Genomic DNA, 12,188 nt, shown 5'->3' on the forward strand with positions numbered 1-12,188 from the left:
CGGCACCCCGCGCCGCGCCGGGCTGCGCCGCTGCCCGGCCCGGCGGCGATGCCGCGCATCTCGTGACGCCGAGCGTGCGAACGCACGCTCGGCGTCACGCTCACGCCCCGGCCCGCTCCCGCCGCCTCCGCCCCAGCAGCTCCGCCAGCCCCCGCCGCGTCGCGGCCAGCACCACCCGGTCCTCGGCCCCGAGCACATACGCAGGAGGGAGATCCCACACCAGCCCCGAGGCGGCCGGCAGCCGCTCCTCGCCCGACGTCTCCGGCTCGCCCCGACGCCCTCCGGCAGGTGACGTGTTGAGCGCCAGCACCCGCCAGGCCCCGGCCCGGAACGCCTCCGCCACGGTCCGCCCCTCCAACTGCGGATGCCCGGCCACATCCACCTCGGCGAACAGCAGCACCCGCCGCTCCACCGGAATCGCCCCGAGAATCTGCCGCCCCATCATCGCCCCGGCGAACGCGGGCGCGGCCAGATGCGACACACTCCGGCTCCGCGTCAGGGCGCGCGGGTGCGCCGCCCGCAGCGTGCGGTACACGGCCGTCGCGAAGTCGTCGTCGTACAGCCGCAGCACCACCCGCAGATCGGGCCGCACGGACCGCGCGTACAGCGAGGCCTCCAGATTCGTCGTGTCCGCACTGGTCAGCGCCAGCAGCGCATGCGCGCGGTGGATCTTCGCGGCCTCCAGCACGCCCTCCTGCGTGACATCCCCGAGCACCACCGGCACCCGCAGCCGCCGCGCCGTGGCCATCCCGCGGGCGTCCGGATCGGACTCCACGCACACCACCGGGATGTGCAGCTCCCGCAGCCGCGTCAGCACCCGCGTCCCGATCTTGCCGAGCCCGAGCAGCACCACGTGCCCGGCGAGCCCCCGCGGCGGCTTGCGCAGCGCGGACGCGCTGCGGAACGTGCCGAGTGCTTCCAGCACCGCGGCCAGCAGCACCGGCAGCAGCAGCAATCCGACCAGACCGGACAGCAGTTGCAGCACCTGCCGTCCCGTCGACGCGTGGAACGCGGGGTCGTTGATCCCGAACAGATCGAGCAGCGTGACGTACGTGGCGTACAGCGGATGCTCGCCGGTCACGATCGTCAACGCCACCGCGAGCGCCAGCACACAGCCCACCAGCCCGGCCAGCGACCACCGCAGCCGCCGCCCGAACAGCGAGGCGAACGGCGGCACACCACCCCGCCCGGCGGGCAGGGACGGCCCGGAGTACGACACCTGCTCCAGAACCACGGTCCCGCGTCCGGTCGCCGACGCCACGGCCGCCTCGGAGGGCAGGAGTTGCGGCCCGAGCTCCCCGCTGCCCTCCGAACCGTCCGCACCGGCCGGGTCGTTGCTCGTCGCGGACAGCAAGGCCAGCGTGCACAGCCCCGGTTCGGCCACCTCGCCCGGCCGCGGCGGCTGCCGCTCCACCGCCCGCAGCACGAGCCCTTCCGTCTGGACGACCTTGCTGGTGCCGACCAGGGCGGTGGCGGCCAGTGCGGGCGCCGCCGTGTCGGCGTCGGACAGCACCGTCGTGGACGCGTCGAGGCCCGCTCCCGGTCCGTCCCCGGAGGCGACGGCGGCGGTCTGGTCCAGCAGTTCCTCGATGTGCTGCCCCAACCGCCGGCTGTAGAGCCGCAGTACGAGGCGGACACGGGGGTTGAGCCGACGGGCGGTGAGCGCGGCCCGGATGTTGGTCTCGTCGTCGTCGTACACGAGCGCCAACGCCGCCGCCCGGTCGGCGCCCACCTCGGCGAGCACGGCCTCGGTGACCTCGCCGGCCTCCACGACCTGCTCGTTCGAGGCCGGTTCGCCGCCCGTGCCGGCCCGGTTGACGGCGGCGTTCACGACCCGGTCGAGCAGCGCCGCCGAGGCGGCCCGGGCCCGCCCGACCACGGGCCGGCGCACCCGCCTGCCCGAGGGCGGCACGACGAGCGTGACCTGCTCGGCGTAGACACCGCGGAGTTCGGCGGCCAGCCGGTGCGCGAGCCCGTCGTCCCCGCACACGATCATGTGCGTGGCCGGATCACTCGGCTGGCCTTGGTTCGGAACGCTCCCCACGAGGAGAAGACTGCCTCACCGGGACGACCGGTTCCAGAAGGGAACGGTGTCGCCTGAACGCCCGGTGGGCCACATCCGTACACAACGGGAGGGAATGGGGAATGCCCTCGCGCACCACCGGAGGTACCGGGCCCGTGGCCACCACGAAGACCGCCCCGCACGACAGCGCTGAGCGCGAGGACACCGAGGCGGGCGGCGGCGCGGAAGAGGGCCGGCACCTCAACTCCGCCCTCCTGCTGACCCTTCTGCTGCTCACGGCGATGATGCTCCAGGACCCCATCCGCGGGGCCCTGGCCGCGCCGGTGATGCAGAGCTGGATGACGGTGTTCGTCGCGGTCATGGTCCAGGCACTGCCGTTCCTGGTGCTCGGCGTGCTGCTGTCGGCGGCGATCGCGGTGTTCGTGCCGCCGTCGTTCTTCGTCCGGGTCCTGCCGAAACACCCCGCCCTGGCGGTCCCCGTCGCGGGTGCGGCGGGCGCGGTACTTCCGGGCTGCGAGTGCGCGTCCGTTCCGGTGGCCGGCGCTCTGGTCCGCCGAGGCGTCACACCGGCGGCGGCCCTGGCCTTCCTCCTCTCGGCGCCCGCCATCAACCCGATCGTGCTGACGGCCACGGCCGTGGCGTTCCCCGGCAACCCGGAGATGGTCCTGGCCCGCTTCGTCGCGAGCCTGCTGGTGGCCTGCTCGATGGGCTGGCTCTGGCACCGGCTCGGCCGCACCGACTGGCTGCGTCCCCCGGAGCGGACGTCGTACGAGGGGCAGGGCAGGGGAGAGGCCTTCTGGGGCTCGGTCCGGCACGACGTGACGCACGCGGGCGGCTTCCTGGTGATCGGCGCGATGGCCGCGGCGACCCTGAAGGCGATGGTCCCGGCGGACTGGCTGGGGCTCGCGGCCGACCACCCCGTGCTGTCGGTCCTGGTCTTGGCGGTCCTGGCCGTCCTGCTCTCCATCTGCTCGGAGGCGGACGCGTTCGTGGCGGCGTCCCTGACCCAGTTCTCCCTGACCGCACGCCTGACGTTCCTGGTGGTCGGCCCGATGATCGACCTGAAACTCTTCGCCATGCAGGCGGGCACCTTCGGCCGCGCCTTCGCCCTGCGCTTCGCCCCCGCCACCTTCGCCCTGGCCGTGGTCGTATCGGCCCTCACCGGAACGGTCCTGCTGTGAACCGCCTGGCCCAGACGGCCCTCCTCTTCCTCCTCGGCGCGACCCTCCTGCACGCCGGCACGACCGACCTCTACCTGCGCTACGTCAAGGAGGGCCTGCGTCCCCTGGTCCTCCTGGCGGGCGCGGTCCTCATCATCACGGCGGCGGCGACCCTCTGGTACGACCGCCGCAGCGCCCCCGCCCACGACCACCACCACCGCGAACCCCGCGTGTCCTGGCTCCTCACACTGCCGGTCCTCGCCCTGATCCTGGTCGCCCCGCCGGCCCTGGGCTCCTACAGCGCGGCCCACACCGGCACGGCCCTGACGAAGCCCTTCGGCTTCCCGGCCCTCCCCACCGGTGACGCACCCCTGCGCCTCACCGTGGCCGACTACGCCGGCCGCGCGATCTACGACGACGGCCGCTCCCTGCGCGACCGCGAGTTGAAGATCACCGGCTTCATCACCCTGGACCGGACGGGCACCCCCTACCTGGTCCGCATGGGCCTCAACTGCTGCGCGGCGGACGCCCAGCCGGTCAAGATCGCCCTGACGGGCGACATCCCCCCGGTCCTGCGACCGGACACCTGGCTGGAGATCACCGGCAGGTACACACCACGCCGCACGAAGGACCCGGTCAACAACGGCCCCATCCCGTACCTCCAGGTCACGACGGCCAGGCCGGTCCCCACCCCGCACGACCCGTACGACGAGACGGGGAACACCTGAACTGCGGCGTAGCACAGGCCTTTCGGGGTACCCGTGAAGGACCGCTCATCAGCGAGGGATACGCATGACCACACTCCGAGGCGAGCACACGGCGGAACTGGACCGGCCGTTCCTGCCGGAGGCGGTCCGCGAGGAACTGGCGAAGGCCGACCATCGAGCGGGGCTGACCCTGGCCACCCTCGGCGCGACCCTGACCGCCCTCCTCACCGCGATCACCGCCGGCGTCATCACCCCCACCCAGTACGCGACGATCCCCCAACTCCTCCTCTGGACCGGCTGCGCGGCCTGCGCCCCGTCCCTGGTCCTCCTGAGCCTGGCCAGAAGGCCCCACCCGGCCCCGACGGCCGCCACCCCACCCCAGCTCCTGGTTCGCACGACGTGCACGAAACACCGCCGCATACGCCAGGCGATGGCGTGGAGTGCGGTCTTCCTCGCGCTCACCTTGGCGGGGACGCTCACCGGGCTGCTGACCTAGGGCCGAACGGACCGCAATCGGGGAGCCGAAAGCGGACCGGCACCAGTTCATTTACTCGCCGGTATGGAAGCCGGTCGTCTCCGTGAGGAACGCCCGTTCGGTCAATTCAGGCTCGGACGCGAGAAATCAGGCCACATCTCTTCACCTCTGTTTGCCGGAGCACGCCCCGACGGCAGCATGGTCAGGCTTGAACGGCGCGCTGCGCCGCGGAGTGAGACCGTCGGAGGTGCTGGTGAATCACGCGTGGCCGCCGTCCACCTTTCTTGGCCGGTTGCGGAATTCGACACGCGAAGAACTCCTGAGCCAGGGCACCTCGATCGCCTATCCGCCGCATCGCGCGCTGCTCCAGCAGGGCGACGAGAGCCGGCACGTCCTGCTGATCACGAGTGGTGTCGTGAAGGTCGTCGCCAGCGCGGAGAGCGGCTACGACATGCTGCTCGCCGTCCGCATAGCCGGGGACCTGGTGGGTGAGATGGCGGCCTTCGAGGACCGCCCGCGCTCCGGCACGGTGATCGCGTGCAGCGACGTGACCGCGCGGATCATCCAGGTGCGGGCGCTGGAGACCTTCCTCGGCCATCACCCCGACGCCATGCGGGCCATCCTCCACATGCTGTGTGCCCGGCTGCGCTGGGCCAACCGGCGACGGGTGGACTTCCAGGCCTACGACTCCCTGACGCGGCTGGCCCGCGTCCTGGCCGAGTTGAGCCAGTCCTATGCCCAGCCCGTTCCGGACGGCGACGGCCGGCGGTGCGACCTCGGGGTGACGCTCACCCAGAAGGAACTCGCCTCGCTGGCCGGTCTGAAGCTCAACACGGCCGAAAAGAGCCTGGCCGCACTGACAGCACAGGGACTGGTGGAACGCAGTTACCGAAACATAACCATCTGTGACGTCCCGAAACTGCTTGAATTCGCCAAAGTCGTGGCCGACAACCCGTATTAGTACGGGATCACTTCTCGCCCCCTCTCCTAGCCTCTCGTGCAGCACTTCATGAGCGGTGTCCGCTCATGGCATGAGAGAGGAATGATCGGGTGGTGGAGTGGTCCGGTTTCTGTCCCTGCGCCTGTATAGCCGTGGACGCAGAGGCCTACGGGGGAAAGAACGACCGTAGGCAGTCCCAGGCGCAGCATGATCTGCCGCGGATTCTCGACGCTGCCGCCAGGGGCGCCGGCTTGGATCGCGCACAGTGGCAGATCCAGCGCAAGGGAGACGAGCAGCTCGCGGTGCGTCCCTTGGACGGCACCGAGCCGCGTCTGGTCGACGACTACATTCGCCATCTCGTCGCCGAGCTGCGCGAATACAACTCCCAGCGGGTCCCCGAGGCCCGGATGCGGCTGCGGGCGGTCGTCCACCAGGGGCTGGTGGAACTGGCCGACAACGGCTTCGCCGGCACAGCCGTGGTGGCGACGGCGCGCCTGCTGAACGCGCTCCCCCTCTACGACGCCCTGGCCGCGCACCCCGACGCCGACCTGGCGCTCCTGCTGTCCGACGACGTCTTCCGGTCCACGGTGGCGGGCGGACACACGACCCTGTCCGCCGAGGACTTCACCCGCGTCGCCGTGCGGGTGAAGGAGTACGAGGCCACGGCCTGGCGGTGGGTGCCCGCGCCAGCCGTGGCCTCGCGTGAGCCCGGGGCCGCGCAGCCGGGGAAGCGCGTGGCCCCCGTGCCGGGGGAGCCCGCGGCGGACCGGCCGGAGCCGGCCGCCGCGGGCGGGCCGGCGATCAGCAACGAGTATCAGAGCGACCACATCAACGTGACCAACATCGCCGGCCCGGTGGACGCCCGCGGGGCCGTCTTCGGCTTCGGGAGTGCCGGTGGCTGACGGAAGCGAGGTCACGGACGCGGACCGCGGGCTGGACGTTCCGCCCGTCGCCGCTCCCGAAGAGGACGCCGAGCCGCCCGGTCCGGACGACACCGACGGCGCACGGCGGGCCGGTGACGAGGATGTGGGCCCGGACAAGCCATCCGAGCAGCGCGGAGAGCCGGACGAACGGCAGGAGGACGACCGCGGCTACGACGACCTCCGCCGCGTCCACCAGCTCGTCAACAACAACTTCTACGGCGTCGTCGACGCCGCGGGAGCGGCGTTCGGCTTCGGTGCCGCGTCGTCCCCGGGCCTCGCCCCCGGCACCATCGAGCCCGAGGAGGCGGACCGGGCCCTGCGGTTCCACCTGCCCCCGCAGCCCTGCTTCGACGAGGCGCTCGGCACGCTGCGCGAGAACGCGCTCGTGGTGCTGACCGGCCAGGACAGCTGCGGCCGGGGCGCGGGTTCGCTCGCCCTGCTCAGGGAAGTCCTGGGGGACGACGCCAGGCTGCGCAGTCTCTCACCCGCCAACGCCCTCGCCGACCTCGCCGCGTCACAGGACCTCAAGCGAGGGCAGGGGTACGTCATCCTCGACTACGTCGGGGAGCCGGCCCACCACGCCGTGCAGGCCTACGAGATCAAGCGGCTGAGCGAGGAACTGGGCCGCAAGGGGTCGTACCTGGTGATCACTGCGGGCGACACGACCCGCCGGCGGCTGGCGCTGCGGGACCACTGCGTGCCGTGGCGGGCCCCGGATCCCGTGGAGCTGTTCGGCCACTGCCGGAGGAAGCTGCCGGACCCGGGCCTCACGCCGGACACCGAACGGGAACTGCTGCAGCGCGTCAGCGAGCAGAGGCGGCCGAGGGACGTCGTCGAGGCGGCCCTGGCCCTGTCCCGGGACGGTGCGGACAAGGCGCTGGACATCCTGCGGGACAGGTACCGGGAGCGGGTCGAGGAGTGGTTCCGCGGGAAGCCGTCGGCGGACGACCTGCTCCCGCTCGCCGCACTGGCCTTCCTCGAGGGCATCCCCGAGCGGACGTTCGAGAAGGAGTGCGCCGCCCTCGCCGCCCAGGTGCGCAACTGGGAGCAGAGCGGCGAGACGGCCGTCGCCGAGCCGGGCGACGAGGTGGTGAAACCGCCGGGCGGCGCTGTCGCCCGGCAGTCCCGGGCCCGGTGGAAGGAGCGGGCGGTGGAGCTCGTGACCACCGAGCACCACCCCGGGCCGGGCCGGGACGCCGGGCGCAGCGAACGGCGCCTGATCTTCACCTCGCCGCGCGTCCGGGAGCTCGTCATCGCGGAGCTGCACGACCTGTACGGCTACGAGCTCTGGTACCCGTTGCGTCTGTGGCTGGGCGATCTCGCCCTGAACGGCGACCTGGACACCCGCACCGAAGTGGCCCGCGGCGTCGCGCTCCTGGCCCGGCACGCTCTCGTCGAGGTCGACGAGAACCTGCTGAAGGTGTGGTCCGAGGGGCTCACCAACCAGCGGGTCACCGCCGCGCTGACGCTCCAGTTCATGTGCGACGTGGAGCATTTGGCGTCGCAGGCCCTGAACATCGTCCTGAGCTGGACGGACAACAGCGGCCAGGGCCGTGCCGTGACGGCGGCCATGGCACTGACGGGCCGCCTGGGCTCCCTCTACCGTCTGGAGGCGCTCAAGCAGCTGTGGTTCCTGAGCCTGCGCGGGGAGCGGATCGCGTTCTCGGCCCGCCGCTCGCTGGTCCTGCTGCTGCAGACCGCCGAACACGACACCGAGGGCGCCCTGTTCATCCTCCGGTACGTCCGGACCGTGATCGTCAGGACGGCGCAGAGGTCGCGGGAGCGGTCGGTCGCGCTGCGGATCACCGTCCAGCTCCTGGAGGCCGTCCGGCTGGAGACCGCCGAGCCCGTCACCGCGGCCCTCCTGCGCACCGTCCCGGGCAGCGCCCGCCACCTCGGCTCCCTGTGGGCCGACGTCCTGCACAGCGGCAACCGGAGCCGGGCGGTGAGCGCGCTGTGCCGGACGCTGGTGCAGCTGCGGGACGACCCGTCCGTCACCGGCGCCGTGCACGAACTGGGCGAGGCCATGCGCAACGCCATGACGCGACGCCAGTGGGCCGCGCTGTGCCACCACCTGTCCATCGCCCTGAAGCATCCCGACTACGCGATCCCCGGTGCCCGCCAACTGGCGCAGGTGCTCCTCGGATCACTGCGCGGCCGGCCGTCGGTGGCTCCCCGGCCTTCCGCCGCCTCCCTCATATCCACCCCTCCCTTCCCTTCCGCACAAGGAGGCCGAAGCAAGTGAACTACCCGGTCATCGCCGAGCACATCCTGGCCACGGTCCAGGGCACCTGGTGGTCTCGGCGCCGCCGCCGCGAGGACGTGCCGCCGCTGCCGCCCGGCGCCGTCCACGTCTTCAGGGTCGGCGGGAACTACCGCACGTTCCCCGAGGGGATGGTGTTCGACGCGTCCCACCCGGACGTGCTCGACGCCTCCTCGGTCAGCCTGGTCGACACCCGGGCCCGTCTGGTCGAGGTGGAGCGTACGCTCCCGTCGATGAGCGAGGCGGACAACTTCACGGTGCGGGCGGCCTTCACCTGCCAGGTGACCGATCCGACCGTCATCGCCCGTCAGGGCATCATCGACGTCACCGTGCCGCTGCGCGCCTACCTGATGGGCGACGCCGACCTGCCGAGGGTGAGCGCCGGACATCGCGTCGAGGAGGTCAACGCCGTACGGACCGAGGTCAGTCACCGGATGACCGCCTACAGCGCGATCGTGCCGCCGCGGGTCGCGGGCATGAGCGTGGAGTTCGTCAGCGCCGAGGTGCACGCCTCGGACGACCTGCGCGACTGGGAGCAGAAGGTGCGCGACGAGCGGCGCGCCTGGGAACTCCAGCGGGGTCAGCGTGACTTCGAGACCGAGGACGCCCGGCGCATCGCGGAACTGCTCTCCCAGGGATCCGACCACGTGGACGCCTTCGGCATCGCCCGGCAGGAGATCGACGTCACGCAGGCGGCCGCTCGGATCCACCGGCTCACCGAGGAGGAGTCGGCCCGCCGCCACAAGGCCGAGACGTCCGACCGGGCCCACGCCCAGGCGCGGGAGACGGCGGAGGCACAGATTCGCCGCGACATGCTGCTGACGCTGCTGCGGCAGATGGGAACCAGCGAGTACGTCGACTACCACCAGGTCCTGGACCAGGTCCTGCGGGAGACGGGCGGCCAGGCGGCGCCCGGCATCACCGCCGCCGCCGACACCGCCCGCATGGTGGAGTCGGGACGGGGACGCCCGCCCCGCCCGGCAACGGGCTGGGACGGATCACACGAAGCACAGGGCGGTCTCGTCAGGGACGAGGACGATCTCGTTGACTGACTTCCTCACGGACCCAGTGACGTCCCCCAGTCCGCCGAACGGCACGAGAACCGGCGAGGGAACCGCCTCCCGTCCCGCGGCCGGCCGAACCGCCGCGCGAGGCACAGGGGCGCAGCCCTCGGCTCGCAGCACGGACAACCGCCCCCGGGCCCGCACCACTCGCCGCCCCCTCGATCTCGACGCCGCACGCCGACTGCGTGCCCTCACCGGTGTCGACGAGGAACTGCTCGCCAGGGTCAGGTACGAGCGGAGCAAGTACACGGCCCTCGGCGGGGTGGTGCTCGGCACCTCCGTCATAGCGGCGTTCTCCATGTGGAACTTCGCGACCGAGGCGCTCGGCAGGGTCTCCCTCGTGGCCCTGGTCCCGACGGTCATCTGGATGCTGTTCGTACTCAACCTCGACCGCTGGCTGGTCACCCCCCAGCCGAACGCCCGCCGACGGGCCGGCCCCCTCGTCACACGCCTGCTGATCGCGTTCCTGCTCGGTGTGGTGATCGCGGAGCCGCTGGTGCTGCGCATCTTCCAGACGGCCATCGAGGAACGCGTGGCGGACGAACGAACGGACGCCATCGACCGGCTGCGCACGAACCTCGTCCGCTGCAACCCCGTACCGTCCACGACGCGGCCCGTCACGCCCGAGGGCTGCGACAGGACGTACGTCCTCTCCTTCGGCGCGACGCCGGGCGAACGGGGCGAGGAACTGGGCGCCCTGCGCTCGGACGCCGCGACCCTGCAGAAGCGGGTGGACCGGGACACCTCCAGGTTGGAGACCATCGAATCCGAGGTGCGGGACGAGTGCCGCCGCCTGGTCCGCATCGCCGCGACCGGCCTCTACCAGCGGACCTCGGAGTGCCTGCGCCTGCGCGACAAGGCACGGGATTACCGGACCACCCACCGCACGAGCGAGAACGAGAAGCGCCTTGCCGGCATGAACAACCGCATCTCGAAGATCGAGGGCGAGCTGACCTCGTCCCGCGGGGCGTTCCTCAAGGCCCGCGCCGACGGCATCGACCGGCGACTGGACGAGGAACGCGCCAAGCAGAAGGAGATCGGCGTCCTGGAACGGATCCGGGCGCTGGACGAACTCGCCAGTGGCAACGGGGTGCTGTTCGCAGGCATCTGGCTGGTCCGCCTGCTGTTCGTCCTCCTCGACATGCTCCCCGTGCTCGTGAAGTACCTGAGCGGGGACACCGCGTACGACCGGATGCTCAGCAGCGAGAGCAACAGCGCGGTCAAGATCCACGGCGAGGAGGTCCGGCTCGCCGAGCGCCGGGCCATGGCGGATCTCGAAATCGCCCAGGACGCCATCGAACAGGACGTCCGGCGCCACCGCGCCGAGTCGGAGGCGGCGTCCAGGGAGCACACGGCGGCGATGAACATCCGGGTCAGGCAGGCCGTGAACGCGCTGGAGGACGAGATCCGCCGGTCGTCGACGGTCTGAGGCACCCGCCCGCACGAGGATCCCCGCACCACGGCCGCCCCGCACGCCGGGGCGGCCGCCCGGTACCGACGGCAAGGAGGAGGGACACATGACCCCACCTGGAGGCGACGCAGGCCCGGACCCCGGCCGCGGGGCGGAACTCGCCAAGGTCCTGCTGGCCGAGGTGCGTGAGGAGCTGGTGAGAGCCGACAACAAGGCCGGTCTGATGCTGGCGTCCCTAGGAGCGGCCCTGACCGCCCTGCTCGGCGCCATCGGCAGCGGCGTGGTCGCCCCGCGGCTGTACACGCCGGTCGCGCAGTTCCTCCTCTGGGCGGGCTGCGCCGCCTGCGTGCCGGCACTCGTCCTGCTGGGCCTGGCCGTGACACCGCGGCTGGGAAACCCCCAGCACTGCCGCACGCACTACTTCGGCGACGCGCGACTGGCGCTGTCGGTCGCCCACCTGGAACGGACGGTCCGCCGCACCGACCCGGTGTCCCGCGACCTTGGCCAACTGGCGATCCTGTCCCAGACCGCCTGGACCAAGTACCGCTGCATACGCCACGCACTGGCGTGGGGCACGGCCTTCGTCACACTCACGCTGCTGGGCATAGTCACAGGAGCGTCGACGTAGCCGGACCCCCACAGAAAACACAAGAGGGCCTGATCCACTGGATCAGGCCCTCTTGGTTGTTCCACTGTCGGGGTGGCGGGATTTGAACCCACGACCTCTTCGTCCCGAACCAGGTCGGACCAGGACGGGAAGGCCGGAATGCTCGGGCTTCAGCCCGAGGAGCGAGTCAACGCGGTGCGGTTACGCGGCGCGGGTGAACTGCCACCAGTTGACATTGAACAAGAAGCCGCTGCCGCCGCTGAACGTCAGGTAGAGGTCACGGGTTCCCGTCACGCCGCTCACGGGGCAGGTCACCGTTCTCCAGGCCTGCCAGCCACCGGTGTTCGGCACACCGCACCGGCCCACGATCGACCCGCTCGGACTGTCCAGGCGCACTTCGATGGTGCCGCCGCTGGTGGCCGAGGCGACGCGGGCGGCGAAGGAGGAAGCGCCGGCCCCGAAGGCGACTCCCTTGACTTTGATGTAGTCGCCGTTCTCGATCCAGCCGACGTTCATTCCGCCGCCGTCGCTGGTCCATTCGGTCTCGATCCCGGAACCCCAGGCGATCGTCTCGGCCTCCTGGCGGACGTACGGATCGAGTGAGCCGGCCTGCGG

The 12,188-nt window shown here is 71.7% G+C and carries 11 protein-coding genes; 9 read left to right on the forward strand and 2 right to left on the reverse strand.

Going from position 1 to position 12,188, the window contains the following annotated elements; translation table 11 throughout:
- Nucleotides 1-100: 100 nt before the first annotated feature.
- The gene (locus ACIQHQ_RS36110) at nt 101-1,996 is read right to left on the reverse strand and encodes an NAD-binding protein (RefSeq protein ID WP_402620686.1); all 1,896 of its coding nucleotides are present in this window, start codon (nt 1,994-1,996) and stop codon (nt 101-103) included.
- 182 nt (nt 1,997-2,178) lie between these two features.
- Here ACIQHQ_RS36110 and ACIQHQ_RS36115 point away from each other — a divergent pair, with 182 nt between their 5' ends.
- From ACIQHQ_RS36115 to ACIQHQ_RS36155, 9 genes are all read left to right on the forward strand, one after another.
- Nucleotides 2,179-3,204: a permease gene (locus ACIQHQ_RS36115; protein ID WP_402620642.1), complete on the forward strand. Its 1,026-nt coding sequence runs from the start codon at nt 2,179-2,181 to the stop codon at nt 3,202-3,204.
- The gene (locus ACIQHQ_RS36120) at nt 3,201-3,911 is read left to right on the forward strand and encodes a TIGR03943 family putative permease subunit (RefSeq protein WP_402620644.1); all 711 of its coding nucleotides are present in this window, start codon (nt 3,201-3,203) and stop codon (nt 3,909-3,911) included. The genes ACIQHQ_RS36115 and ACIQHQ_RS36120 overlap by 4 nt, the downstream gene beginning before the upstream one ends.
- Nucleotides 3,912-3,975: 64 nt before the next feature.
- Nucleotides 3,976-4,386, forward strand: a complete 411-nt coding sequence (locus tag ACIQHQ_RS36125) for a hypothetical protein (RefSeq protein ID WP_402620646.1) — start codon at nt 3,976-3,978, stop codon at nt 4,384-4,386.
- Nucleotides 4,387-4,657: 271 nt separating this feature from the next.
- Nucleotides 4,658-5,326, forward strand: a complete 669-nt coding sequence (locus tag ACIQHQ_RS36130) for a Crp/Fnr family transcriptional regulator (RefSeq protein WP_402620649.1) — start codon at nt 4,658-4,660, stop codon at nt 5,324-5,326.
- A gap of 230 nt (nt 5,327-5,556) precedes the next feature.
- Nucleotides 5,557-6,207 carry a hypothetical protein gene (locus tag ACIQHQ_RS36135; RefSeq protein ID WP_402620652.1) on the forward strand — a complete coding sequence of 217 codons (651 nt, stop codon included), beginning with the start codon at nt 5,557-5,559 and terminating at the stop codon, nt 6,205-6,207.
- A complete protein-coding gene (locus ACIQHQ_RS36140) occupies nt 6,200-8,473 on the forward strand; it encodes a hypothetical protein (RefSeq protein WP_402620655.1) in 2,274 nt (757 codons plus the stop codon). The genes ACIQHQ_RS36135 and ACIQHQ_RS36140 overlap by 8 nt, the downstream gene beginning before the upstream one ends.
- Nucleotides 8,470-9,543 carry a hypothetical protein gene (locus ACIQHQ_RS36145; RefSeq protein WP_402620658.1) on the forward strand — a complete coding sequence of 358 codons (1,074 nt, stop codon included), beginning with the start codon at nt 8,470-8,472 and terminating at the stop codon, nt 9,541-9,543. The genes ACIQHQ_RS36140 and ACIQHQ_RS36145 overlap by 4 nt, the downstream gene beginning before the upstream one ends.
- Nucleotides 9,536-10,984 carry a DUF4407 domain-containing protein gene (locus ACIQHQ_RS36150; protein ID WP_402620661.1) on the forward strand — a complete coding sequence of 483 codons (1,449 nt, stop codon included), beginning with the start codon at nt 9,536-9,538 and terminating at the stop codon, nt 10,982-10,984. Before ACIQHQ_RS36145 ends, ACIQHQ_RS36150 begins: the two co-directional genes overlap by 8 nt.
- 88 nt (nt 10,985-11,072) lie before the next feature.
- Complete coding sequence (locus ACIQHQ_RS36155; RefSeq protein WP_402620664.1) at nt 11,073-11,594, forward strand: Pycsar system effector family protein; 522 nt, start codon at nt 11,073-11,075, stop codon at nt 11,592-11,594.
- A gap of 180 nt (nt 11,595-11,774) precedes the next feature.
- Here the strand turns inward: ACIQHQ_RS36155 and ACIQHQ_RS36160 are convergent.
- The coding region (locus tag ACIQHQ_RS36160; protein WP_402620667.1) for a carbohydrate-binding protein at nt 11,775-12,188 on the reverse strand (414 nt) is incomplete at its 5' end.

The sequence above is a fragment of the Streptomyces sp. NPDC092370 genome (genome assembly GCF_044755265.1).
Classification (GTDB): domain Bacteria; phylum Actinomycetota; class Actinomycetes; order Streptomycetales; family Streptomycetaceae; genus Streptomyces.

Coding starts and splice junctions, on each gene's coding strand:
- ACIQHQ_RS36110 (WP_402620686.1), bottom strand. CDS start 1,996: ATGATCGTGTGCGGGGACGACGGGCTCGCGCACCGGCTGGCCGCCGAA.
- ACIQHQ_RS36125 (WP_402620646.1), top strand. CDS start 3,976: ATGACCACACTCCGAGGCGAGCACACGGCGGAACTGGACCGGCCGTTC.
- ACIQHQ_RS36155 (WP_402620664.1), top strand. CDS start 11,073: ATGACCCCACCTGGAGGCGACGCAGGCCCGGACCCCGGCCGCGGGGCG.